The sequence below is a fragment of the Roseovarius sp. MMSF_3350 genome (assembly GCF_030733425.1).
In the GTDB taxonomy this organism is placed as follows: Bacteria; Pseudomonadota; Alphaproteobacteria; order Rhodobacterales; family Rhodobacteraceae; genus Roseovarius.
In genome coordinates, this window is the sequence record NZ_JASHIZ010000013.1 from 43,554 (window position 1) to 66,771 (window position 23,218).

Genomic DNA, 23,218 nt, shown 5'->3' on the forward strand with positions numbered 1-23,218 from the left:
AGGTCAACCTCTGCGATCCGCGCGACCGTGACCCGCTGCGGGGCTCCGAGGTTCTATTGATGATGGCGCATCGTCTTGGCGTACAGATCCGCCCCGACCCACACCAGCGACACGTCCACGCCGCCTTGCGCGAAATACGAGTTCAGAACGTCCTTCGAAAACCCTTCCGCATCGGGCGGATCGTCCAGCCCGCGCAGGTCAAGCGCCGCCACCACACCTTCGACAATCCGCAACGCCATTGCGGCGCTCAGCCTTCGGCCAGCTTGTCCATCTTCCGCGCCAGCTTGGTGTCGCGCGAACTCAAACCTTCCACGTCATGGCTGGTCAGCGTCACCTCGACCGTCTTGTAGACATTCGACCATTCCGGGTGGTGGTCCCATTTCTCGGCCCAGATCGCGCAGCGGGTCATGAATCCGAACGCCTCGACGAAATTGGCGAACTCAAAGGTCTTGTGGATCGCATCACGCCCTTCAACCATTTCCCAGCCGCTCTCCAACAGCGGCTCCAGCGTCGTTTTCCGCGCCGTATCGCTCAACTTCTCACTCATTCCTGCTCCTCCACGTTTGCTTTCCTGAACGGGCCGAAGCTCGTCAGGATCTCGATATCCTCTGCCACGGCATCCCGTTCCGCCTCAAGGTAATGCGCCACCGCATCGGAAAAAGGCGGGTCGCGAAACCAGTGCAGCGAATGGGTCTCGACCGGCAGGTATCCGCGGGCCAGCTTGTGCTCGCCCTGCGCGCCCGCCTCGACGCGCGAGAGCCCGTGTTCGATCGCATAGTCGATCGCCTGATAATAGCACAGTTCGAAATGCATCGCAGGGTGATGCGCCGTGCACCCCCAGTAACGGCCATAAAGCGCGTCGCGCCCGATCATGTTCAGCGCGCCGGCCACCGGCACGCCGTCTTCCAATGCCATCACCAGCAGGATATCGTCGCGCAGCCGCTCCTGCGCGATGTCGAAGAACTCGCGCGTCAGGTACGGCATCCCCCATTTCCGCGCCCCGGTATCCTGATAGAATTCCCAGAACGCTTCCCAGTGTTCGGGCCGGATCGCGTCCCCGGTCAGCTGCACGATCTCGCCGCCGAAGCCCTGTGCCTGCGCCCGCTCCTTGCGGATGTTCTTGCGCTTGCGCGAGCTCAGGGACCCGAGAAAATCGTCAAAGCTTCCGTAGCCCCGGTTCAGCCAGTGAAACTGCTGCGTGATCCGCGGCAAGAGGCCCATCGCGGTGCCCACTTCCCGCTCATACTCCGTGCAGAAGGTGACATGCAGCGACGACAGCGCGTTGCGGTTCGCGATGCTGACGGCAGCCTGCATCAACGCGTCGCGCCCCGGCTGCTCGTATCCCGGCCGGGTCAGCATCCGCCGCCCGGTGACCGGCGTGAACGGCACCGCCACCTGCAACTTGGGATAATACCGCCCCCCCGCGCGCTCATAGGCATGACCCCAGTTGTGGTCGAAGATGTACTCGCCCTGGCTGTGGGATTTGACGTAAAGCGGCGCGCAGGCGATCACCTGGTCGTCCATCTCGGCCACCATGTAATGCGGCTGCCATCCCGTGCCGGTCCCGACCGAGCCGCTGTCCTCCAGCGCCTTCAGGAAACGGTAGGTCGTGAACGGATCTTCCGCCCCGCGCCCCTCCGCAACCTCCGGGCAGGCGCAGGCGTCCCAGTCGGCCTGCGCCACGTCGCCCAGGCTTTCATAGACGCTCACAAGGACCGATCCGCCGTCCATCAGGGCCGCTCTTCGCTTTCGGAAATCATGGCCTTCAATCTGTGGCCGGCCCGCGCCGGTTCAAGCGGGAATCGCCGGCAGGTACCCCTCGAAGGTGATGTTCTGCGCGACGCGCCGCGCCTCTGCCTCTTGGTGTGGCGAGCGGATCGTCCAGCACAGGATGTCCGCCCCCGCGCCTTGCAATTCCGCCACGCGCGACCGGCCCAGATCCCGCGCCTGGTGGCTGATGAACGACGCCCCCGCGCGGTCATAATCGGGGATCTCCCGCAACCGCTCACGCACGTCCGAGCGCAGCAGGGTCCAATCCGCGGCGTCGTAGTCGCAACTCACGATGCCCCGCACCACGTCCGGCGCAAGATCGCGCATCGCCACCATCATTTCGGGGTTGAACGACATCACCGCCACCGGCCCGGCATACTCCCGCAGCGCCACCGCCGTCGCGGCCTCCAGCCGCCCGTCGGTCTGGCCCATCTGCCCCTGCTGGTCCTTCAGTTCGATCAAGAGCGGCACTTGGCCCGCCACCAGTTCCAGCACCTCGGGCAGCGTCGGTATCCCCTCGTCGCCACCGAGAAGCGGCAGCTTTCCCAGCTGGGCCGCCTCGCGCTGCTGCACCGGCCCGGATTGCCCCGTCAGACGCTTCAGGTCATAATCGTGAAACACCATCGCCGCGCAGTCCCGGCTCAGTTGCAGGTCGATCTCGATGCCATAGCCGTGGCGTATCGCCGCCGCGACGGCCGCGCGCGAATTCTCGGGCCGGCCGCAGCCCACGTCATGCAGCGCCCGATGCGCCAGCGGCGCGCGCAGAAAGGCAGGGTCCAGCCGCGTCATCCGATCTGGAACACGCCTTCGATCTCGACCGCCACGCCAAAGGGCAGCGCCGGCGACGACACGGCGGCCCGCGCGTGCTTGCCCGCCTCGCCCAGCGCCTCGCCGAGGAAATCCGACGCGCCGTTGATCACCTGCGGCTGCTGGGTGAAATCGGGTGTCGAGTTCACGAACCCGCCCAGCTTCACCACGCGCTTCAGTCGGTCGAGGTCGCCGCCGCACGCCGCCTTGACCTGCGCCAGCAGGTTGATCGCGCAGGCCTTCGCCGCTTCCGCACCCTCGGCCACGTCCATGTCGTCGCCCAGCTTGCCGATCATCATCTCGTCGCCCAGCTTCGGCAACTGCCCCGATACGTACAGCATGTCGCCCACCTGCACATACGGCACGTAATTCGCCGCCGGTGCGGCCGCCTCCGGCAGGGTCACGCCCATCTCTGCCAGCTTGTCCTCGAATTTACCCATGGTTCCGATCTCCTCGGTTGTCTCGACGCGCACGCTAGCCCGTCGCGACACCGATGCAACCGCAAAAGCCGGCCCGGGCTTATTCTTGCGAAAAATGCTCAGACCCTGTCACCGGCCCCGGGGCCCGCTCTTTACACCCAAACGTCACGCCCGCCACGCGCCCCGAGACGTCCCGAAGGGACGCCGAGACACCCTGCGCGCCGCAGGCGCACCGCCTATTCGCGGAACGCCTTGGCGAAGTAATCCGTCAGCGGCTTCGTCAGGTAGGCCAGCGGCGTGCGGTCGGCGGTGCGGATGAAGGTCTCCACCGGCATGCCGGGGATCAGCGTCACATCTTCCGGCAGGCGCTCGCGCTGGCCTTCGCTCAGTGCGATCTCGGCCCGGTAATAGCTTTGCCGCGTGTTGTCGTCCTGGAACGAATCGGCCGAGATCTGCACCACCTGCCCGATCAGTTCCGGCGTCGTCCGCTGATCCAGCGCGGAAAACCGCAGGGTCACTTCCTGGCCCACGAACAGCTTGTCGATATCCGTAGGCTCGACCTGCGCGTTGATGATCAGCGGGCGGTCCTGCGGCACCACGTAAAGGATCGGATCGGCCGGCCGGATGACAGACCGCAGCGCAAAGACCTGCAAGCCGTAAACCACCCCGCCCACCGGCGCGGTGATGTCCAGCCGGCTCATCTGCTCGATCAGCGCGCGCCGTTCCTCCAGCAGTTCCAGCTCGCGGAACTGCAAGTCGCGCAAGGTCGTGATCGCCTCCTCCCGGCGTCGCGTGCCCAGCTTCAGCGTCTCGATGTCGATCTCGGTGATCCGGCCTTCCGATTGTGCCACCTGCGCCGCCAGCTCCCCCAACTGGCCCAGCAAACGCGATTTTTCCCGTTGCAGGGCAAGGACGCGCGAGGCCTGCGCCAGGCCCCGGTCCAACAGCGACTGCTGGTCGCTCAATTCCTGCTCGATCAGCGCCAGTTGCTCGTCCAATGCGTCCTGCTGGGCCTCGATCCCCTCGATCTGGTTGGCGATCTGGCCGCGCCGCTTTTCCAGCTGCGAAATCTCGCTCGCCACGGTCTCGTTGCGCGCCGACATTAGACGCCGCTGCCCGTCCAGCAGCCCGGCCACCTCGTCATTGCGCGCGGCCACCTCTGTCACCAGGTCGGGAAAGGTGATCTCGTCGCGCTCGTCGCGCTCAGCCTCCAGCCGTCCGCGCCGCGCCTGAAGCTCGAAAAGCTGGTTCTCGGTGATCGCCAGTTGCGACCGCAGGGTCGTCGGGTCCAGCCGCAACAGCACCTGTCCGGCCTCCACCGTGTCGCCCTCGTCGACCTCGATTGCCGCCACCACGCCGCCATCCGGGTGCTGGACCACCTGGCGGTTCTGGTCGACCACGATCTGGCCGCCGGCGATCACCGCGCCCGAAATCTCGGTGACCGCGGCCCAGGTTCCGAAGCCGCCCAGCAGAATGATCAGCCCGCTCACCCCGACGATCATCGGCGTCCGCACCGACCACGCCTTGCGCTTGTCGTGGCTCATCGCACACCTCCCGGCAGGGCGCTGGCGGTAATCTCCCCAGCGTTCTTCACCACGTCCTTCAGCACCTCGTCCTTGGGCCCGAACGCCCGCACCATGCCGTTCTCAAGCATCAGCAACTGGTCGCATTCCCGGATCGCCGCGGGCCGGTGCGCCATGATCAGCACCGATTTGCCATCGGCCTTGAACTCCCGGATCGCGTGGTTCACCGCCTCGCTGCCCTCGTTGTCGAGATTCGAGTTGGGCTCGTCCAGCACCACCAGCACCGGGTCGCCGTACATCGCCCGCGCCAGCCCGATCCGCTGCATCTGGCCACCCGACAGGCGCCCGCCCCCGGCGGTGACCCGCGTGTCATAGCCGTCGGGCAGCTTCAGGATCATGTCGTGCGCATCGGCCTTCTTCGCCGCCTCGACGATCTTGGCGGCGTCCGGCTCTTCGGCCAGGCGCGAGATGTTCTCGGCAATGGTCCCCTCAAACAGCTGCACCCGCTGCGGCAGGTACCCGATATGCTCGCCCAGCACGCGCGGTTCGAACTGATCGAGCGACGCGCCATCCAGCCGGATGCGCCCGCCGGCGGGCCGCCACAGCCCGGTCAGCGCCCGTGCCAGCGTCGACTTGCCGGCACCCGAGGGACCGATGACGCCCACCGCCTGGCCCGGCAGGACAGTGAAACTGATGGTCTTCAGCGCCGCCTGCTGGTCGCCCGGCGGCACGACCGTCACCTGCTGCACCTGCAACAGCGCCTTGGGCTTGGGCAGCGGCGTGCGCGGCTGCTCGGGCGGCACCAGCGCCAGCAGCTCGGTCAGCGAATGCCAGCCCTGCACGGCCCGTTGCACCAGCGCCCACTGCCCGACGGCCAGCTCGACCGGCGCCAGCGCCCGGCCCATAAGGATCGACCCCGCGATCATCGCGCCGGGCGTCAACTCGTTCTGCAACACCAGGTAGGCCCCCAGCCCCAGCATCGCCGACTGCAGGAACAGCCGGAAGGTCCTTGTCGTCGTGGTGAACGTGCCGACAAGGTCCGACGACGTGATCTGCGATTTCAGCGACTCGTCCCGAGCCTTCTGCCAGCGCGAGAACGCCTGGTCGCGCATCCCCATCGCCTGCACCATTTCCGATTCGTTGCGGATCTGGTTGGACAGCATTTCCGCCGCGCCCGTGGCCCGCGCCGATTTCATCGCCGGCTGGCGGGTGACCCACTGGTTGACCACGGTGATCAGGATGATGACCCCCCCGCCGATCAGCGCCAGCGCCCCCAGCCAGGGGTGGAACAGCCAGATCCCGGCCAGGAAGACCGGCGTCCACGGCAAGTCGAAAATCGCCATCAGCACCGGCGAGGACATCAGCCGCTGCACGGCCTCCAGGTCGCGCAACCCCGTTTCCGTATGCTCGTCGGGGGCCACCGCCGCCTTGCGGATCACCGCGTCGAACACCCGCCGGTCCAGCCGGGCCTGGAACCGCGCCGCGACCCGGCCCATGATCCGCCCGCGGGCATAGTCCAGCAGGCCCATCATGCCGTAAAGAAACACCACCAGCACGCTCAGCGCGATCAGTGTCTCGACCGATCGGCTGCCCAGCACGCGGTCATAGACCTGCAACATGTAGAGCGGCCCGGTCAGCATCAGCAGGTTGACGAAAAAGCTGAAGATCCCGACGAACCAGTACAGCCCGCGGCTCTCGCGGCGGGCGGCGCGCAGTTCCTCGCGGCCTGCATCAAGTCTCGCCTTGCTGAGTTGCATCCCGACCCTTCCGCGCGCCCTCACATCGTCGCTTGAACGATACCCCGATCCGCCTTACTACCATTGTCACCGTTCTGCCACAGGACATCGCCTACACGTCGATGTATCTGGGTAAATTCAGCAGTTTGTTTATGTATGCCCGCAATAGCTTAACCAAAGTCTGACCGTTGCCACATTTCTCGTCTTTCCGTCAACCGAAGCTGTTCGCGGCCTGCCTTGCGCTTGTCGCGGCCCTCGCGGCTCCGGGCTGCACGCCGACCCCGGCGGGCCACCCCGCCGGCCAGGTCTTCGATCCCTACGAAGAGGAAAACCGCCGCACGCACGCCTTCAACCGGGCGCTGGACAGAAACCTGGTCGGCCCCGCCGGCAAGGGCTATTCCGGCTTCATTCCCGACGATGTCGAGAACATGATCGGCCGTTTCGCCTTCAACCTGTCGATCCCCGGCGCGGTGGTGAACAACATCCTTCAAGGCAACATGAAGGGCGCGACCGAAGATACCTACCGCTTCCTCGTGAACACCACGATCGGGCTGGGCGGCCTGTTCGACACCGCGTCCGAACTCAACATGCCCCAGGCCACCGACGCCGATTTCGGCCAGACGCTCCATGTCTGGGGCGTGCGCGAGGGGGCCTATATCGAGCTGCCCCTGCTGGGCCCCTCGACCGAGCGCGCGGCGGCGGGCAGGATCGTCGATCTCTTCACCAACCCGCTGACCTATGTGCTCGACGAGCCCGAGAACTACTACGGCACCGTCGCCTCCGCCGCGACCGGCCTGTCGGACCGGGGCCGCTACGCCGACACCATCGATTCCATCCTTTACGACAGCGCCGACAGTTACGCTCAGGCGCGGTCGCTCTATATTCAGAACAGGCGCTTCAAGCTGGGCGGAGGCTCGGGCGGGGCGCTGGAAGATCCTTATGATGCCGAACTCGGCACGCCGCTGGAGGACCCCTACGATGAATGACATTTCCAGACGTTTCCTGATCGGGGCCGGCGCGGCGGCCACGCTGCTGCCCGCTGCCGCAACCCCCGCCTTTGCCCTGACAGAAGCCCGCGCCCGCGGCCTCATCGACCAGGTCGTCGCCGATATCAACCGCGTCATCGCCTCGGGCAGGTCGACCGGCGCCATGATCGGCGAATTCGAACGCATCTTCGCCCGCTATGCCGACGTGAACATCATCGCCCGCTCCACGTTGGGTGCGGATTCGCGCCGCGCCACCTCGGCCCAGATGCGGGCTTTCACCGCTGCCTTCCAGGGCTATATCGCCCGCAAGTACGGCAAGCGGTTCCGCGAGTTCATCGGCGGCCAGATCGAAGTGACGGGCGTGCGCCAGGTCAAATCCTGGCACGAGGTCCGCTCGACGGTGAAGCTGCGCGGCAAGTCGCCCTTCACCGTGCTTTTCCTGGTCTCCGACCGCTCGGGCCGCGACCTGTTCTTCGATATGGTGATCGAGGGCGTCAGCCTGCGGCTCAGCGAGCGCACCGAGATCGGCGCCATGCTCGACCGCAACGGCGGCAATATCGACGCACTCATCGCGGACGTGCAACGCGCCGGCTGACCCCGGCGCCGGCCACCTGTGAAAGCCCTTGTCAGACTGGATGCGTGAACATGATTGATCAATTCGGAAAAGAAACCGCCCTGTTGCTGATCGACGTCCAGAAGGGCGTGCACGACTTCGGGCACTGGGGCGGCAAGACCGGGCGCATGAACAATCCCGATTGTCATGCGCGCCTTATCGACCTTCTCACCGCGTTTCGCCAGGCAGGTCGGGTTGTGGCCTTTACCCGGCACGACAGTATCGAGCCCGACAGCCCGCTGAAGCTGTCGCTGCCGACCGGCGCACAACTGGATGGGCTCGAGATCGGGCCGGACGACATCGTGATCGAGAAAAGCGTCAATTCGGCCTTTATCGGAACGCCGATGGAACTGCACCTGAGACGGGCGGGCATCACCCGGCTGGTCGTCGCCGGCTATTTCACCAACTTCTGCGTGGAAACCTCCGTCCGCATGGCCGGAAACATGGGGTTCGACGTGTATCTCGCCCACGATGCCTGTGCGACCTGCAACCGGCTCGATCTGAACGGGGTCGATCACGACCCGGAACTGGTGCATGACCTGTCGGTCGCGGCGATGCACGGGGAATTCTGCACCGCCCTGACATCCGGCCAGATCGTCCGGCTTCTGGCGTCCGGCGCGCCGGACCTGACCCGCGCGCAGGGAAACGAGGCGCAGAGCCAACGGCCGGAACTGCGCTCGGCTTAGAACGCGCCCCGGCAGGCCGGACCGGAGCGCAGCCGCGGCCCTTGCCCCGAGGCCAAGGGCAAACGCGGCTCACTGCCCCCCGTGGGCCGGCCCCAGGAGCTCTTTCAGCATCCGGTTGATCGTGTTGCCCCTGTCCTGGCGCGGCTGCGTCTGCGTGCGGGGCTGCTGCTGCACCTGCGGCTGCGGCTCGACCCGGATCATCGGAAGGTCGCTGACCGGAACACCCTCGTTCACCCGTACCATCGTCTCGCGCCAGATATCCGCCGGCAGGCCGCCACCGGTCACACCCTTCAGAGGGGTATTGTCGTCATACCCCATCCACACGCCGGTGACGTAATCCGCGGTAAAGCCCAGGAACCACGCGTCGCGCGCCGCCTGGGTCGTGCCCGTCTTGCCCGCGGCCTGCCGGTCGGGCAGCTTGGCGCGCGCGCCGGTGCCCGACTGCACCACCTCGTACATCATGCCCATCAGCTTCTGCGCCGCCTCCTGCTGGATCACCCGCTCGCCGATGCCCCCGCTCTTGCGCATCAGCGGCGCGTCGTCACCCAACAGCTTCAGTTCGACCAGCCCGTAAGGCGTCACCGACGAGCCGCCGTTCAGGATCCCGGCGTATGCGCCCGTCATCTCCAGCAGCGTGCTTTCCGACGCGCCCAGCGCCAGCGCCGGCCCATCGGCCAGTTCGTTGTCGATTCCGAAATCGCTGGCAATGCGACGCACCAGGTCGCGCCCCACGCTTTCCGACACCTTCACGGCCGGAATGTTGTAGGATTCCGCCAGCGCCGTGATCAGCGGCACACGGCCGTGAAACTTGTTGTCGTAATTGTCCGGGCACCACCGGCCCGAGCCCGTGATATCAAGGCAATAGGGCTCGTCCACCACCATCGAGTTCGGCTCGTAGCCCAGTTCCAGCGCGGTGGCGTAGACAAAGGGCTTGAACGCCGATCCAGTTTGCCGCTTGGCCATCGTGGCCCGGTTGAACGCGCCGGTGACGCGCGACTTGCGGCCGCCCACCATGGCCCGCACCGCGCCGTCGGCGCTCATGACGACGATCGCCGCCTGCGCCTCGGACCCGTCGCTCACCTTGTTCTCGAAGATCCAGTCCAGCGCCTCCTCGGCGGCGCGCTGCATGCGCTGGTCCAGCGTCGTCTGGATGATAACGTCCTCGGTCGTGTCGCGGGTGAAAAGCTCGGGTCCGCTGTCCATCACCCAGTCGGCGAAATAGCCCCCCGCCTGCGCCTCGGCGGCCTCCGACAGGGTGGCGGGATTGTCCTGGGCGGCCTGCTCCTCGGCCTCGGTCAGGTAGCCCTGCTCGTTCATCAACCGCAGCACCGTCGCCGCCCGCGCCTGCGAGCGTTCCAGGTTGGTCGTGGGCGCCAGCCGCGTCGGCGCGGTCAGCAAACCCGCCAGCATCGCCGCCTGCGCCGCGTTCACCTCGCGCGCGCTGACGCCGAAATAGCGCTGCGCCGCGGCCTCGACACCAAAGGCGCCACCGCCGAAATAGGCCCGGTTGAGATAGATCGACAGGATCTCGTTCTTGGAGTACTTCGCCTCCATCGCCATGGCATAGATCGCTTCCTTGGCCTTCCGGCTCAGCGATCCGCGGCGGCAATCCTGAACGTAATCCGCCTCGCTCTCCCACTCGCTCTCGTCGTATTCCACGCCCAAACACAGCAGTTTCGCGGTCTGTTGCGTGATGGTCGAGCCGCCATGACCGCTCAGCGGCCCGCGCCCCTCGCTCAGGTTGATGCGGATGGCGCTGGCGATGCCGCGCGGGCTCAGGCCGAAATGGCTGTAGAACCGCTTGTCCTCGGTGGCCAGCACGGCGTTGCGCAGGTCGGGGCTGACGGTGTCGGCGGTCACCACGCCGCCGAACTGATCGCCGCGCCAGGCAAAGACGTCGCCCTCGCGGTCCAGCATCGTGACCGACCCGCGCGCCCGCCCGTCCAGCAGCGCCCGCACGTCCGGCAACCCGGCATAGACGTAAGCCACCGCAAGCGCCGTCACCAGCAACAGCACCGCCGCCACGCGCCACGTCACCACCCAGATCAGCCGCAGGATCCAGCGGAACAGGCGCTTGATCCACGCCACCGGGCCGCGCCCGCCGCCCGAACCGCCACCGCTCTTGCGTTGCGTGCGCAGGGGTTTCGCCGGCTTGCGCGCAGCCGTCGCGGACCGACCCTTTGCCGGTGCCTTCGTGGTCTTGCCGTATCGCCTGTCTGCAACGAGTCGCGGCGCTTTTCGCCCCTGATTTCCCATGCCCTACCTGCCCGGACCTCTGGTTTTGCGGCAGTTTACAGGTCCTCAACCCGAAAGTAGACCCCCGAAATGCATCGCAGGCCCTCTGCACCGCGTCACCCCGGCCTGTGATCCGCCCGGCCGCCCGGTGGCCGCGCTCGGCGACATACCGCCTAGGGTAGGGCCCCAAATATGATTCTTAATCGCACATTTATTAGTCATATACGCATATTTGCGCATAATTTGTGCATAACTCGTCGATTTCCGCCCGTTTCCTCGCCGCTCACCCTTCCAGCCCGCCGCATCTCCGTCACTTTCTGCATCAGCGAAACCAACCTCGCCCAAGCAACCGAAAGGGACATCTGTGAAACTCATCATTGCAACCATCAAGCCGTTCAAGCTTGAAGATGTGCGCGAAGCGCTGACGGGGATCGGCGTGCGCGGCATGATGGTGACCGAGATCAAGGGCTTCGGCTCGCAATCCGGCCACACCGAGATCTACCGCGGCGCGGAATACGCCGTGAACTTCGTACCCAAGATCAAGCTCGAGATCGCCGTCACCGCCGGCATGGTCGACCAGGTGGTCGAGACCATCGCGACGACAGCGCGCACCGGCAAGATCGGCGACGGCAAGATCTTCGTGCTCGATATCGGACAGGCCATGCGCGTGCGCACCGGCGAAACCAACGATGACGCGCTTTGAACACGCGCGATAGAAGGGATAACATCACAATGAAACGCTTTATTCATCTGGGGCTCGCCGCAACCGCAATCACGGTCCTGCCCCAACTCGGCTTCGCTCAGGAAGCCGCCGAGACCGAAGCAGCCGCACCTGGCTTCGACGAAATCGGCCCCTACATCATGACGACCCTGCTGTTCTGCATGGCCGGCTTCCTGGTGTTCTTCATGGCCGCGGGTTTCGCCATGCTCGAAGGCGGGCTGGTGCGCTCCAAGAACGTCACCATGCAGATGACCAAGAACATCGCGCTCTTCTCGATTGCCGCGATCATGTACTGGCTCGTCGGCTTCAACACGATGTATCCGGGCGACTTCAACGGCTACTTCGCCATCGGCGGTCAGACCGTGCTCGATCCGGTGGGCGTGGCCGCGGCGGACGCCGCGCTCGATTACGCGTCGGTCGGCTCGGACTTCTTCTTCCAGCTGGTCTTTGTCGCTGCCACCGCCTCGATCGTGTCGGGCGCGCTGGCCGAACGGATCAAGCTGTGGCCGTTCCTGATCTTCGTCGTCATCCTGACCGGCTTCATGTACCCGATCTCGGGCTCGTGGAAATGGGGCGCAGGCTGGCTCGACGCCGCCGGCTTCCAGGACTTCGCCGGCTCCACCGTGGTGCACTCCGTGGGCGGCTGGGCCGCTCTGGCAGGCGCCATCGTGCTGGGCCCGCGCCTGGGCAAGTACGGCAAGGACGGCAAGGTCACTCCGATGCCCGGCTCCAACCTGGCGCTCGCCACTCTCGGCACGTTCATCCTGTGGCTCGGCTGGTTCGGCTTCAACGGCGGCTCGCAGCTTGCCATGGGCACCGTGGGTGACGTCTCCGACGTAAGCCGCATCTTCGCCAACACCAACATGGCCGCCGCGGCCGGTGCCGTGACCGCGCTGATCCTCAGCCAGGTGATGTACAAGAAACCGGACCTCACCATGGTGCTCAACGGCGCCCTGGCCGGCCTTGTCTCGATCACCGCGGAACCGCTCGCACCCACGCTCTTCGGTGCGCTCTGGATCGGTGCCGTGGGCGGCGTGATCGTGGTCCTGACGATCCCGATGCTCGACAAGCTGAAAATCGACGACGTGGTCGGCGCCGTTCCGGTGCACCTCTTCGCCGGTATCTGGGGCACCATCGCCGTGATCTTCTACAACGGCGACGCCAACCTGATCACCCAGCTGACCGGCATCGTGGCCTACGGTGTGTTCACCTTCGTGGCCAGCCTGATCATCTGGTTCATCCTCAAGGCCGTCATGGGCATCCGCGTCGGCGAAGAGGAAGAGATCGCAGGTCTCGACATGTCCGAACTGGGGATGGAAGCCTACCCCGAGTTCTCGAAGGGCTGAGACCGCTGACAGAGATGGGTCCTCCCGACCCTTGATCCTGACCCGGGCGTTCGCGCCCGGGTTTTTTCTTGTGCCGCAAACCCCGAACGCCATTGCGGTCGATGCCCTCGCGCCCTAGCTCTGATCCCATGTCCGACGCCTACCGCCCGCACGAAGCCCTGGTCGCCGCGGCCCGCCCCACGGCATCGCTCGTGCGCCTCGTGCTCGGCGCGGTGATGCTGTCGGTCCTGTTCCTGTCCTTGATCTTCACCACGTCGGCGCTGCTCAACGTGATCGTGCCCGGCACGCCGATGGACGACACCGTGACCGCGCTGGAACGCGGCGACACACCCTACGGCGTGCTGGCCAATCTCTATGTCTTCGGCTTCATCCTCTTCGCACTGGCCATCACCGGGCGCACGGTTCACAACCGCACCCTGCCCAGCTTCATCGGCGATCCCGGGCGCGCGCGGCACCATTTCGGCCGCGTCTGCCTCTACATGGTGGGCTTGCACGTGGCGCTGTCGCTGCTCCTGCCCGCCACCCCCGATCTCGTGCCCGAGACCAACCTCAACCCCTCCCTCTGGCTCAGCTTCCTGCCGCTGGCCCTGCCCGCGCTGCTGATCCAGACCGGCGCCGAGGAACTGGTGTTTCGCGGCTACCTGCAAAGCCAGCTCGCCGCCCGCTTCGCCAGCCCCCGGGTCTGGCTCATCGTGCCCTCGATCCTCTTCGGCCTGCTGCATTACGACCCGATCATGAACGGCGACGCCACCTGGCTGATCGTCGGCTGGGCCACGCTTTTCGGCATCGCCGCGGCCGACCTCACGGCGCGCACCGGCACCATCGGCGCCGCCCTCGGCCTGCATTTCGTCAACAATTTCTTCGCGATCCTCGTGGTCGCGCCCGAGAACAATCTCGACGGCCTGGCGCTTTACACCTACCCCTTCGCGCTTGACGATACCGACACGCTCTGGGTCTGGGCCCCGCTCGACCTGATGCTGCTGCTCGTCAGCTGGCTCACTGCGCGCCTCGCCCTTCGCGTCTGATTGCATTTCCCCCGCGCACGGCTTATCTCAAGGGCGATTTGCAACGGGAACTGGGCCACCGATGAACTGGATCACCAATTACGTGCGTCCGCGCATCAACTCGATCTTCTCGCGCCGCGAGATCCCCGAGAACCTGTGGACCAAGTGCGAAGAGTGCGGAACCATGCTGTTCCACCGCGAATTGCGCGAGAATCTCAACGTCTGCACGTCCTGCGGCCACCACATGGCGATCACCCCGCGCGACCGCTTCACCGCGCTTTTCGACGGCGGCGCCTTCACCCAGGTCGCCGTGCCCCAGCCCACGCCCGACCCGCTGCACTTTCGCGACCAGAAGAAATATCCAGACCGGATGCGCGCCGCGCAAAAGGCCACGGGTGAAACCGAGGCGATGCTGGTGGCCTCCGGCGAAATCGGCCGCACCCCCATTGTGGCGGCGGCGCAGGATTTCTCCTTCATGGCCGGCTCCATGGGCATGTATGTCGGCAACGCCATCATCGCAGCCGCCGAAGAGGCGGTGAAGCTCAAGCGCCCCCTCGTGCTCTTTTCCGCCGCCGGTGGCGCGCGGATGCAGGAAGGCATCCTGTCGCTGATGCAGATGCCCCGAACCACCGTCGCCGTGCAGATGCTGAAAGAGGCGGGACTGCCCTACATCGTCGTGCTCACCCACCCCACCACCGGCGGCGTCACCGCCTCCTACGCCATGCTGGGCGACGTGCATATCGCGGAACCGGGCGCGCTGATCTGCTTCGCGGGCCCACGCGTGATCGAACAGACGATCCGCGAAAAACTGCCCGAGGGCTTCCAGCGCGCCGAATACCTGCTCGACCACGGGATGCTCGACCGCGTGACCCCCCGCGGCCAGATGCGCGCCGAGCTCATCTCCATCCTGCGCATGCTCCTGAACCTGCCCCCCGCCGTCACCGCCGACCTTCCCGCCCCCGAGCTCCCGCTCGAGGACGAGGCGCAGGGCGCGGCACAGCCCGACACGGGCGAAGAGCAATCCGCGGACACATCCGACAAATGACCGCCCCCACATCGGACGTCATCCTCGACCGGATGATGGCCCTGCACCCCAAGATCATCGACCTCACGCTCGACCGCGTCTGGCGCCTGCTCGACGCGCTCGGCAACCCGCAGGATGCCCTGCCCCCGGTAATCCACATCGCCGGCACCAACGGCAAGGGCTCGACGCTCGCCATGATCCGCGCAGGCATCGAAGGGGCGGGCAAGACCGCCCACGCCTACACCTCGCCCCACCTCGCCCGCTTTCACGAACGAATCCGGCTGGCCGGCGAGCTGATCACCGAGCCGCACCTGACCGAAGTGCTCGACGAGTGCTACGCCGCCAACGGCGACGCGCCGATCACCTATTTCGAGATCACGACCTGCGCCGCAATCCTCGCCATGTCGCGCGTGCCCGCCGATTACACCCTGCTCGAAGTGGGCCTGGGCGGACGGCTCGATGCCACCAATGTCGTGGCCAAGCCCGCGCTCACCATCATCACGCCCGTGTCGATGGACCACGAGCAATACTTGGGCGACACGCTGGCCAAGATCGCGATGGAAAAGGCCGGCATCCTCAAACGCGGCGTCACGTGCGTCGTCGGCCCACAGGACGAAGAAGGCATGGACGCCATCGAGGCCGCCGCCAGGCGACTGGGCGCGCCCCTTCTGGCCCACGGCCAGCACTGGCATGTCACCACCGAGCGCGGTCGCCTGATCTACCAGGACGAAACCGGCCTGCGCGACCTGCCTCTGCCCAACCTGCCCGGCGCGCACCAGTACGAGAACGCGGGCGCCGCCCTCGCCGCCCTGCGTCACCTGCACCTTGGCGATGCCGCGCTCGAGGCGGCGGTCACGCACGCCCATTGGCCCGCCCGGATGCAACGCCTCTCCACCGGCCCGCTGGCCGAGGCGGCACCGCAGGCCGAACTCTGGCTCGACGGCGGCCACAACCCCGCCGCGGGCCGCGCCCTGGCCGCGCATCTTTCTTCGCTGCCACCGCGACCGACGCACCTCGTCTGCGGCATGCTCAACACCAAGGATATCTCGGGCTACCTCTCGCCGCTCGCCGGTGTCGCCCAAAGCCTCACCGCCATCTCCATCCCCGGCGAGGCCAACACCCTTCCCGCCGACGCCACCGCCACCGCCGCCGCCAACGCGGGCCTGTTCGCCGGTACCGCGCCCAACGCCCGCGCCGCCATCGAGGGCATCGCGGCGAAAGACCCAACCGCGCGCATTCTCATCTGCGGCTCGCTTTATCTCGCCGGCGCGATCCTGCGCGAAAACGGCTAATCGGGTGCGTTTTGTCGTATCGCCGGCATGAGTATTTGAAGAACAGTGAAAATCGGGGGAGACCAAACCTTTCATTGTTCCCGAAATACTCACATACCGCGGGCAGCGATCGGCAGGACCGTCTGGATTTTCAGCCTGAATGACACCAAGGCCGCGCCCGTCCCGGACTTGATCCGGGACCTCGTAGGGTGGGTGAAAACCCACGCGCCGCGCCTCACCCCTTGCGCGCGCTTTCGTCTCCTAACAACGCGGTCAACCCCGCCCGGTAATCCGGATAGATCAACGCGACCCCCAACTCGTCCTTGATCCGGCTGTTGTCCACGCGCTTCGATTCCGCATAGAACGACCGCGCCATAGGGCTCATGTCCGCCTCCTCGAAATCCACCGCCGGCGGCAGCGGCACCCCCAGCAATTCCGCCGCATAGCCGATCACATCCTGCGGCGGCGCCGGATCGTCGTCGCAGACGTTGTAGGCCGCACCCGGATTGGGCCGCTTGATCGACGCCTCCAGCACCTGCGCGATGTCCTCGACATGGGTCCGGCTGAACACCTGGCCTTGCTTGATGATCCGCCGCGCCGTGCCCTTTCGCACCTTCTCGAACGGCCCGCGCCCGGGGCCATAAATGCCCGCCAGCCGGAAGATATGCAGCGGCAGGTCCGGTATCGCCGCCCAGGCCGCCTCCGCCACGACCCGCCTCTGACCGCGCTCGGTCGAAGGCTCCAGCGGCGTGTCCTCGGTCACCCACTCGCCCTCGTGGTCGCCATAGACCCCGGTGGTCGACAGGTAGCCGGCCCATTCCAGCCGCCCCGCGATGGCCGCGATCTCGTCCTCCAAAGCGTTCAGCACCGGGTCGCCCTCCTCCCCCGGACTGACCGAGGTCAGCAGGTGCGTCGCCACGCCCAGCGCCTCCGACAGGTCGCTGCCGGGCCAGACCACGCCTTCGACGCCTTGCTTGCGCAGCGCCTCGGCCTTCTCTGCCGTCCGGGTCGTCCCGATCACGCGCCAGCCCTGAGGGATCAGCCGCCGGGCCAGCGCCCGCGCCGAAAACCCGTGCCCGAAAGACAGCAACACCTTGCCCATGCGTTTCTCCTGTGCCTCACCCGGCTGATATATCCTCCAGCGGCCGCGACGCCACCCAGGCATAACCGTTCTCGCACAGGATGGTGGTCTCGCGCAGGCCATGCGGCTTGTCCGTCGGCGGCTGCAACACGTGCCCGCCCGCCGCCTCGGCCCGTGCCGCCGCCTCGTCCGGGTCGCTGTCGAACAGATGCAATTGCGCCCCGCCCCCGCGCGGCGCGCCCTCGGGCACCAGGCTCAGCGACGGATGGCTGGCATAGGTCCCGTCCGCATGCAGTTGCAACAACTGCTCGCCATATGCCATGATCGCGAAATCCGCGCTCACCCGATGGGCCGTCATCCCGAACACGGCCTCCAGAAACGCCGCTTCCCGCGGCACGTCGCGCACCAGCAGGTTCAGCCCCAGCCCCCGCAGCGACGCGCCGAACACCTCCGGCGTGACCGTCTCGAAATCCATAAGCCTCTCCCTTGCGGCGATAAATCCGCGCCAGCTTGCGAACCGCATCCCGCTCTGTCAACGTGTCCCGCAAAAGTTGAATGTATCGGGTACACCATGGCTCACACCGCCGAATTCGGCCGCTATCACAGCCCCGAGGCCCCCGCGCCGCAAAATTTTTCGGACGCCGCCGCCGCCGTGGACCACCTGATCGCGCTCTATGACGGTGCGGTGGAGTTTCTGTGCCAAGCGTTCCAGACCGCCATGCACGAAGGCCAGCCCGACCGGGCGATCCGCGCCTACTACCCCGAGATCCGCATCAGCACCTCCAGCTATGCCAAGATCGACAGCCGCCTCAGCTTCGGCCACCTCGCCGAGCCCGGCACCTACAGCACCACCGTCACCCGGCCCCGGATGTTCCGCAACTACCTCGAACAGCAGATCGGCCTCCTGCTGCACAACCACGAGGTGCCGGTCACGATCCAGCTGTCCGACACACCCATGCCGGTGCATTTCGCGGTGGCCAACGACCCCGCCATCACCGTGCCTCAACAGGGCGCGGCCGATTTCACCCTGCGCGACTTTTTCGACGTGCCGGACCTGTCGACCACCAATGACGACATCGTCAACGGCACCTACACCGTGATGCAGCAGGACCCCGCGCCGCTCGCCCCCTTCACGGCGCAGCGCGTGGACTACTCGCTCGCCCGGCTTGCGCATTACACCGCCACCGCGCCCGAGCATTTCCAGAACCACGTCCTCTTCACCAACTACCAGTTCTACGTGGCCGAGTTCGAGGCCTATGCCCGCAAGGTGCTCGCCAATCCCGACAGCGGCTACGACAGCTTCATCGGCCCCGGCGACACGGCCATCACCGGCCCCGACGAGGTGCTGCGCCCCACCTCCAAGCTGCCGCAGATGCCCACCTACCACCTCAAGCGCAAGGACAGCAGCGGCATCACCCTGGTCAATATCGGCGTCGGCCCCTCCAACGCGAAGACGGCGACCGACCACATCGCCGTCCTGCGCCCCCATGCCTGGATCATGGTGGGCCATTGCGCGGGCCTCAGGAACTCGCAATCGCTGGGCGATTTCGTCCTCGCCCATGCCTACCTGCGCGAGGATGCGGTACTCGATGCCGATCTGCCCGCCTGGGTGCCCATCCCGGCGCTGGCCGAAGTGCAGATCGCGCTGGAAAAGGCCGTCGCAGCGGAAACCGAACTGGAAGGCTACGCGCTGAAAAGCGTCATGCGCACCGGCACCGTTGCCAGCTTCGACAACCGCAACTGGGAACTGCGCGACCAGTCCGGCCCGGTCCAGCGCCTCAGCCAGTCCCGCGCCATCGCGCTCGACATGGAAAGCGCGACCATCGCCGCCAACGGCTTTCGCTTCCGTGTACCCTACGGCACGCTTCTGTGCGTGTCGGACAAGCCCCTGCATGGCGAGCTGAAACTGCCCGGCATGGCCAGCGATTTCTACAAGACGCAGGTGTCCCGCCACCTGATGATCGGCATCCGCGCGATGGAGCATATCCGCGACATGCCCCTGGAACGCATCCACAGCCGCAAACTGCGCAGCTTCGACGAAACGGCGTTCCTCTAGACTCGACCGGGCATCGAAGAACACCCGTCCCGGACTTGATCCGGGACCTCCCTGCGCTTTGCCACCCCAATGAACACGATGATCGGCCACCCGCCCCCAATGGCACCGCCCTGCCCACATAGATTGAAAATACTCGCGCCGACTCGCGTTTTACGTCTACGCTGCTCGGATTCCGATCCGGAATGACACGACAGGAGAAAACAATGTCAAAAAAACTGGTCCTGGGATTTGACGACAGTGAAAGCGCCAAGGCGGCTCTCGACTTCGCCATCACGATGGCAAAGGCACAAGGTTCCGAGGTGATCGTTGCTCACGTGCTGGAATGGTCGCCCTATTCCTTCCTCACCAAGGAAGAGCTCGAGGAACGGCACATGCGCCGCAAGGAGGAACTGGCCCGCGCCGAGGAGGCGCTGCTCAAACCCGTTCTGAAGCAGCTCGCCGATGCCGGCATCACCGCCACCACGGTCCTGCGCTATGGCCACATCGCCGACACGCTGGTCGAGATCATCAACGAGAACAAGGCTCAGCAGGTCGTCATCGGCCGCACCGGACATTCCGCGCTGTCGTCGCGGATCTTCGGCTCTGTCGCGGGCAGCCTCGCGCAGGCCGCGCCGGTGCCCGTCACCATCGTGCCGTGACAACGTGCCAAGCATTCAACAAGAAAATCGAGGGACACAGATGAAACATTCACTCAAGACGCCCCTGGCGGCGCTCTTCGCCCTGCTGGCGCTCAGCGCTCCGGCCCTGGCGCAATCCGTCGACGAACGCGTCAACGAGATCTTCGCCAACTCCACCGGCTGGTTCGTCAGCCTGATCTTCTCCGACTTCCCGGGCACGAACTTTCCCTGGATCGTGGGCTGGCTGGTCATCGCCGCCACCGTCTTCACCATCTATTTCGGCGTGGTGCAGTTCCGCTGGGTCGGCCACTCCATCGCGCTCGTGAAGGGCGACTATTCCGATCCCAACGACGCGGGCGAGGTCAGCCACTTCCAGGCGCTCGCCACGGCGCTTTCGGGCACGGTGGGCCTTGGCAACATCGCGGGCGTCGCGGTCGCCATCGGCATCGGCGGTCCGGGGGCCACGTTCTGGATGATCCTCGCCGGCCTCATGGGCATGGCATCGAAATTCACCGAATGTACGCTGGGCGTGAAATACCGCAACGAATACCCCGACGGCAAGGTCTCGGGCGGCCCGATGTACTACCTGTCGAAGGGCTTCAAGGAACGCGGCATCTTCGGCGGCGGCATCCTGGCGGTCCTCTTCTCGATCTTCTGCATCCTGGGCGCACTTGGCGGCGGCAACATGTTCCAGGCCAACCAGGCCCATGCGCAGCTGACCAACGTCTTCGGTGAATATCCCGGCTGGGTCACCGGCCTCGTCATGGCCGCGGTCGTCTTCGCCGTGATCGTCGGCGGCCTCAAGTCCATCGCCCGCGTCACCGAAAAGGTCGTGCCCTTCATGGGCATCCTCTATGTCGGCACTGCGCTCATCATCATCGCGATGAACTACGACCAGATCGGCACCGCCTTCGGGCGCATCTTCGAGGGGGCGTTTACCGGCCTCGGCGTCGCCGGCGGCATGGTCGGCGCACTGATCCAGGGCTTCCGCCGCGCCGCGTTCTCGAACGAGGCGGGCGTGGGGTCTGCCGCCATCGCCCACTCGGCCGTGCGCACCAAGGAACCCATCACCGAGGGCTTCGTCTCGCTGCTGGAGCCCTTCATCGACACGGTCGTGGTCTGCACCATGACGGCGCTGGTCATCATCATCACCGACCAGCTGATCACCGACCCCGAAACCGGGCTTTTCGTACTGAACGAGGCCGGCACCGCGATCCAGACGGTGGGCGACAACACCGGCGTCGCGCTCACCTCGGCGGCGTTCCAGTCCTCGATCGACGGGTTCAAGTACATCCTGGCGCTGGCCGTGATCCTCTTCGCCTTCTCCACGATGCTCAGCTGGTCCTATTACGGGCTGAAGGCGTGGACCTACCTCTTCGGCGAGGGCAAGACGAAAGAACTGGTGTTCAAGCTGATCTTCTGCGTCTTCGTGGTGATCGGCGCGGCCGCCAGCCTCGGCCCGGTGATCGATTTCTCCGACGCCGCGATCTTCGCCATGGCGGTGGTCAACGTGCTGGGCCTCTACTTCCTGATGCCGATCGTCAAGCGCGAGCTGCAAAGCTACGCCGCGCGCCTGCGCTCGGGCGAGATCAGGAAGTACAAGTAAGGCGCTGCGGTCCCCGAACTGGCACCGTCACATCAACGACACCGCCCTCGCAGGATCTGCGGGGGCGGTTTTTTCGTTGGCTGCCGCCGATGCCAAGGGGCGCAGGTCAACCTTGAACCGGCAAGACAATGTCCTTGCAACGAGACCCGCACACAGAGGCCCCCATCGCATTTCGCGTTGCCGCAAATGTCCGGTGCCAGTCCTTAAGTTCCACACTCACAAAGCGCCCGCGCGGAACAAGCGCGAAGCCCGCCGCGCATCGCCGGGCCGTCCCGTCACGCCAGAGGCGTGCCGACTATAGTTGGCGCACCTTTGGTGCGACGGCACGGCGATTTGGCAGGTGAAGTGTCACGCTCTCAGGTTGGATGTGCTTGGCGGGCATAAATTGCCCATCACCATCGTCGGTTCGCCGCACCACGGCCCGTCAATGCGCGTCTCCTCACCGTCAGTACAGAACGTCCGCCTCGTCCCGCAAAGCAGACTTACCCCTACCGCAAGACCGATCTACCGATCACGACGCAAAGGCCAAGCCACCAATCGCCGCGCACCGAAACCTGCGCGAGACGCGGGCCGCCGGTTCAGCCCGTCACAGCTCGACCGTCACCCGCGTGCCCTGTTCCAGACGCTCGACCGACAGATCCGCCTCCAGCGATTGTGTCAGCGCCTGCACGATGCTGCCGCCGACGCCGGGCTTGCCGTTTTCGCCGGTCGTGTCCAGCGCGCCCTCGTGATGCTCGGCCCGGTCCCGCTGCGCCTCGATACTGGCCGCCGAAAAGGGCCAGTTGCTGCCCTCCGGCAAACCGTTGCCGTCATCCTCGACGATCAGACGCACCCCGCCCTCGTCGCGCCGCGCGAACCGCACCTCGACGCTGCCCGCGGACCGGCCTTCGAAGGCATGTTCAAGCGCGTTGGTCAGAAACTCCGACAAGAGCAGCCCCAGCCTTGCCGCCTGGTCCACCGGCAGCGAGACCTCGTCGCACTCCACGTTCACCCGGATCGCCCCGCGCGGCTCCAGGCTGGAAATGACCGAGGCGATCCGGCTCAGATAGGCGCCCGCCGCAATTTCCTCACTGGTGCCGTCGCTCCCGTCGCTCAACAGCTCGTCATAGAGCACCGACAATGCCTCGATCCGCCGGCTGATCGCCTTCAGCGAGTCCTCGGTGACCTCCTGTCGCGCCTGAAGGCGGATCATGCTGACGATCATCGCAAGGTGGTTCTTGACCCGGTGCTGCAACTCCCGCAAGAGCCCGATCGAGTCGTCCTCTCCCGCCGCGTCGGCGCCGCCGGGCACCTCCCGCTGCAACCCGAAAAAGGCCGTCAGCTCGCCATCCTCGCCATGTATCGGCGCGACCAGCAACTGGTTGCGAAACGCCGAGCCATCGGCCCTGTAATTGGTCAGCGTGACCTCGAATTCCTTCTCGGAATCCAGGCCGTCGCGAATGCGCCCGACATGCTGCGTATCCGTCTCCGGTCCCTGCAGAAAGCGGCAGTTCCGCCCGATCGCATAGCTGCGGCTGTACAGGGTCAGCGTCTCGAAGGCGGTGTTGACGTAGGTGATCGGGTTGTCCTCTATCCGCGGATCCGTCAGCACGATCGACAACGGAGAATGCCGAATGGCATTCTTCATTGTATCGTCACCATCCATGCTGGCGTCCATCGGTTTCATGCGCAATCCCCCGGGTCCGAAATTGCTCAGATTATATGACTTTTCGAAGCT

The 23,218-nt window shown here is 65.8% G+C and carries 22 protein-coding genes; 11 read left to right on the top strand and 11 right to left on the bottom strand.

Features of this window, described 5'->3' with window-relative positions; all coding sequences use genetic code 11:
• Nucleotides 1-53: 53 nt before the first annotated feature.
• The 7 genes from RBB31_RS13245 to RBB31_RS13275 all read right to left on the bottom strand — a co-directional run bounded on the left by RBB31_RS13245 (nt 54) and on the right by RBB31_RS13275 (nt 6,276).
• Nucleotides 54-239: a hypothetical protein gene (locus RBB31_RS13245; protein ID WP_306129777.1), complete on the bottom strand. Its 186-nt coding sequence runs from the start codon at nt 237-239 to the stop codon at nt 54-56.
• A gap of 8 nt (nt 240-247) precedes the next feature.
• Complete coding sequence (locus RBB31_RS13250) at nt 248-547, bottom strand: 4a-hydroxytetrahydrobiopterin dehydratase (RefSeq protein WP_152476232.1); 300 nt, start codon at nt 545-547, stop codon at nt 248-250.
• Nucleotides 544-1,731 (bottom strand): GNAT family N-acetyltransferase, encoded by a 1,188-nt coding sequence (locus RBB31_RS13255; RefSeq protein ID WP_306129778.1) that lies wholly within the window; start codon nt 1,729-1,731, stop codon nt 544-546. The genes RBB31_RS13250 and RBB31_RS13255 overlap by 4 nt, the downstream gene beginning before the upstream one ends.
• A 60-nt stretch (nt 1,732-1,791) precedes the next feature.
• The gene (locus RBB31_RS13260) at nt 1,792-2,559 is read right to left on the bottom strand and encodes a glycerophosphodiester phosphodiesterase family protein (RefSeq protein ID WP_306129779.1); all 768 of its coding nucleotides are present in this window, start codon (nt 2,557-2,559) and stop codon (nt 1,792-1,794) included.
• Entirely contained in the window at nt 2,556-3,017 is a 462-nt protein-coding gene (locus RBB31_RS13265; protein ID WP_306129780.1) for a RidA family protein, read from the bottom strand. The genes RBB31_RS13260 and RBB31_RS13265 overlap by 4 nt, the downstream gene beginning before the upstream one ends.
• 215 nt (nt 3,018-3,232) lie before the next feature.
• Nucleotides 3,233-4,540, bottom strand: a complete 1,308-nt coding sequence (locus tag RBB31_RS13270) for an HlyD family type I secretion periplasmic adaptor subunit (RefSeq protein ID WP_306129781.1) — start codon at nt 4,538-4,540, stop codon at nt 3,233-3,235.
• Nucleotides 4,537-6,276: a type I secretion system permease/ATPase gene (locus RBB31_RS13275; RefSeq protein ID WP_306129782.1), complete on the bottom strand. Its 1,740-nt coding sequence runs from the start codon at nt 6,274-6,276 to the stop codon at nt 4,537-4,539. The genes RBB31_RS13270 and RBB31_RS13275 overlap by 4 nt, the downstream gene beginning before the upstream one ends.
• A gap of 167 nt (nt 6,277-6,443) precedes the next feature.
• Between RBB31_RS13275 and RBB31_RS13280 the strand changes: the two genes are divergently transcribed.
• The 3 genes from RBB31_RS13280 to RBB31_RS13290 are packed head-to-tail and all read left to right on the top strand — an operon-like array spanning nt 6,444 to nt 8,540.
• A complete protein-coding gene (locus RBB31_RS13280) occupies nt 6,444-7,241 on the top strand; it encodes a VacJ family lipoprotein (protein WP_306129783.1) in 798 nt (265 codons plus the stop codon).
• Nucleotides 7,234-7,836 carry a phospholipid-binding protein MlaC gene (locus tag RBB31_RS13285; protein ID WP_306129784.1) on the top strand — a complete coding sequence of 201 codons (603 nt, stop codon included), beginning with the start codon at nt 7,234-7,236 and terminating at the stop codon, nt 7,834-7,836. The genes RBB31_RS13280 and RBB31_RS13285 overlap by 8 nt, the downstream gene beginning before the upstream one ends.
• A gap of 50 nt (nt 7,837-7,886) precedes the next feature.
• Complete coding sequence (locus tag RBB31_RS13290; RefSeq protein ID WP_306129785.1) at nt 7,887-8,540, top strand: isochorismatase family protein; 654 nt, start codon at nt 7,887-7,889, stop codon at nt 8,538-8,540.
• A gap of 69 nt (nt 8,541-8,609) precedes the next feature.
• Here the strand turns inward: RBB31_RS13290 and RBB31_RS13295 are convergent, their stop codons facing one another.
• Nucleotides 8,610-10,796, bottom strand: a complete 2,187-nt coding sequence (locus tag RBB31_RS13295; RefSeq protein WP_306129786.1) for a transglycosylase domain-containing protein — start codon at nt 10,794-10,796, stop codon at nt 8,610-8,612.
• 343 nt (nt 10,797-11,139) lie between these two features.
• Here RBB31_RS13295 and RBB31_RS13300 point away from each other — a divergent pair, with 343 nt between their 5' ends.
• The 5 genes from RBB31_RS13300 (at nt 11,140) to RBB31_RS13320 (ending at nt 16,162) form a co-directional block, all read left to right on the top strand.
• Nucleotides 11,140-11,478: a P-II family nitrogen regulator gene (locus RBB31_RS13300; protein ID WP_152490972.1), complete on the top strand. Its 339-nt coding sequence runs from the start codon at nt 11,140-11,142 to the stop codon at nt 11,476-11,478.
• A gap of 29 nt (nt 11,479-11,507) precedes the next feature.
• Nucleotides 11,508-12,842, top strand: coding sequence for an ammonium transporter (locus RBB31_RS13305; RefSeq protein ID WP_306129787.1), 1,335 nt, complete (start codon nt 11,508-11,510; stop codon nt 12,840-12,842).
• Between the two features lie 128 nt (nt 12,843-12,970).
• Nucleotides 12,971-13,867, top strand: coding sequence for a CPBP family intramembrane glutamic endopeptidase (locus tag RBB31_RS13310; RefSeq protein WP_306129788.1), 897 nt, complete (start codon nt 12,971-12,973; stop codon nt 13,865-13,867).
• A gap of 61 nt (nt 13,868-13,928) precedes the next feature.
• Nucleotides 13,929-14,891 carry an acetyl-CoA carboxylase, carboxyltransferase subunit beta gene (gene accD, locus RBB31_RS13315; RefSeq protein WP_306129789.1) on the top strand — a complete coding sequence of 321 codons (963 nt, stop codon included), beginning with the start codon at nt 13,929-13,931 and terminating at the stop codon, nt 14,889-14,891.
• Nucleotides 14,888-16,162, top strand: a complete 1,275-nt coding sequence (locus RBB31_RS13320; protein WP_306129790.1) for a folylpolyglutamate synthase/dihydrofolate synthase family protein — start codon at nt 14,888-14,890, stop codon at nt 16,160-16,162. Before accD ends, RBB31_RS13320 begins: the two co-directional genes overlap by 4 nt.
• A gap of 214 nt (nt 16,163-16,376) precedes the next feature.
• Here RBB31_RS13320 and RBB31_RS13325 read toward each other — a convergent pair whose 3' ends face one another.
• On the bottom strand, nt 16,377-17,243 hold the full coding sequence (locus RBB31_RS13325; protein ID WP_306129791.1) for an SDR family oxidoreductase: 867 nt from the start codon (nt 17,241-17,243) through the stop codon (nt 16,377-16,379).
• 16 nt (nt 17,244-17,259) lie between these two features.
• Nucleotides 17,260-17,697, bottom strand: coding sequence for a VOC family protein (locus RBB31_RS13330; RefSeq protein ID WP_306129792.1), 438 nt, complete (start codon nt 17,695-17,697; stop codon nt 17,260-17,262).
• A gap of 96 nt (nt 17,698-17,793) precedes the next feature.
• Between RBB31_RS13330 and RBB31_RS13335 the strand changes: the two genes are divergently transcribed.
• The 3 genes from RBB31_RS13335 to RBB31_RS13345 all read left to right on the top strand — a co-directional run bounded on the left by RBB31_RS13335 (nt 17,794) and on the right by RBB31_RS13345 (nt 21,501).
• The gene (locus RBB31_RS13335; protein ID WP_306129793.1) at nt 17,794-19,278 is read left to right on the top strand and encodes an AMP nucleosidase; all 1,485 of its coding nucleotides are present in this window, start codon (nt 17,794-17,796) and stop codon (nt 19,276-19,278) included.
• 203 nt (nt 19,279-19,481) lie between these two features.
• Nucleotides 19,482-19,916, top strand: a complete 435-nt coding sequence (locus RBB31_RS13340; protein WP_306129794.1) for a universal stress protein — start codon at nt 19,482-19,484, stop codon at nt 19,914-19,916.
• 40 nt (nt 19,917-19,956) lie between these two features.
• On the top strand, nt 19,957-21,501 hold the full coding sequence (locus tag RBB31_RS13345) for a sodium:alanine symporter family protein (RefSeq protein WP_306129795.1): 1,545 nt from the start codon (nt 19,957-19,959) through the stop codon (nt 21,499-21,501).
• Between the two features lie 586 nt (nt 21,502-22,087).
• Here the strand turns inward: RBB31_RS13345 and RBB31_RS13350 are convergent.
• Nucleotides 22,088-23,167 (bottom strand): PAS domain-containing protein, encoded by a 1,080-nt coding sequence (locus RBB31_RS13350; RefSeq protein ID WP_306129796.1) that lies wholly within the window; start codon nt 23,165-23,167, stop codon nt 22,088-22,090.
• Between the last annotated feature and the right edge of the window lie 51 nt (nt 23,168-23,218).

What these genes read in the sequence shown, in the direction of transcription:
- RBB31_RS13245 (WP_306129777.1), bottom strand. Translation starts at nt 239, where the DNA reads ATGGCGTTGCGGATTGTCGAAGGTGTGGTGGCGGCGCTTGACCTGCGC.
- RBB31_RS13325 (WP_306129791.1), bottom strand. Translation starts at nt 17,243, where the DNA reads ATGGGCAAGGTGTTGCTGTCTTTCGGGCACGGGTTTTCGGCGCGGGCG.
- RBB31_RS13340 (WP_306129794.1), top strand. Translation starts at nt 19,482, where the DNA reads ATGTCAAAAAAACTGGTCCTGGGATTTGACGACAGTGAAAGCGCCAAG.
- RBB31_RS13275 (WP_306129782.1), bottom strand. Translation starts at nt 6,276, where the DNA reads ATGCAACTCAGCAAGGCGAGACTTGATGCAGGCCGCGAGGAACTGCGC.
- RBB31_RS13265 (WP_306129780.1), bottom strand. Translation starts at nt 3,017, where the DNA reads ATGGGTAAATTCGAGGACAAGCTGGCAGAGATGGGCGTGACCCTGCCG.
- RBB31_RS13260 (WP_306129779.1), bottom strand. Translation starts at nt 2,559, where the DNA reads ATGACGCGGCTGGACCCTGCCTTTCTGCGCGCGCCGCTGGCGCATCGG.
- RBB31_RS13255 (WP_306129778.1), bottom strand. Translation starts at nt 1,731, where the DNA reads ATGGACGGCGGATCGGTCCTTGTGAGCGTCTATGAAAGCCTGGGCGAC.
- RBB31_RS13295 (WP_306129786.1), bottom strand. Translation starts at nt 10,796, where the DNA reads ATGGGAAATCAGGGGCGAAAAGCGCCGCGACTCGTTGCAGACAGGCGA.
- RBB31_RS13330 (WP_306129792.1), bottom strand. Translation starts at nt 17,697, where the DNA reads ATGGATTTCGAGACGGTCACGCCGGAGGTGTTCGGCGCGTCGCTGCGG.
- RBB31_RS13250 (WP_152476232.1), bottom strand. Translation starts at nt 547, where the DNA reads ATGAGTGAGAAGTTGAGCGATACGGCGCGGAAAACGACGCTGGAGCCG.
- RBB31_RS13320 (WP_306129790.1), top strand. Translation starts at nt 14,888, where the DNA reads ATGACCGCCCCCACATCGGACGTCATCCTCGACCGGATGATGGCCCTG.
- RBB31_RS13350 (WP_306129796.1), bottom strand. Translation starts at nt 23,167, where the DNA reads ATGAAACCGATGGACGCCAGCATGGATGGTGACGATACAATGAAGAAT.
- RBB31_RS13270 (WP_306129781.1), bottom strand. Translation starts at nt 4,540, where the DNA reads ATGAGCCACGACAAGCGCAAGGCGTGGTCGGTGCGGACGCCGATGATC.
- RBB31_RS13290 (WP_306129785.1), top strand. Translation starts at nt 7,887, where the DNA reads ATGATTGATCAATTCGGAAAAGAAACCGCCCTGTTGCTGATCGACGTC.
- RBB31_RS13305 (WP_306129787.1), top strand. Translation starts at nt 11,508, where the DNA reads ATGAAACGCTTTATTCATCTGGGGCTCGCCGCAACCGCAATCACGGTC.
- accD (WP_306129789.1), top strand. Translation starts at nt 13,929, where the DNA reads ATGAACTGGATCACCAATTACGTGCGTCCGCGCATCAACTCGATCTTC.
- RBB31_RS13345 (WP_306129795.1), top strand. Translation starts at nt 19,957, where the DNA reads ATGAAACATTCACTCAAGACGCCCCTGGCGGCGCTCTTCGCCCTGCTG.
- RBB31_RS13335 (WP_306129793.1), top strand. Translation starts at nt 17,794, where the DNA reads ATGGCTCACACCGCCGAATTCGGCCGCTATCACAGCCCCGAGGCCCCC.
- RBB31_RS13285 (WP_306129784.1), top strand. Translation starts at nt 7,234, where the DNA reads ATGAATGACATTTCCAGACGTTTCCTGATCGGGGCCGGCGCGGCGGCC.
- RBB31_RS13310 (WP_306129788.1), top strand. Translation starts at nt 12,971, where the DNA reads ATGTCCGACGCCTACCGCCCGCACGAAGCCCTGGTCGCCGCGGCCCGC.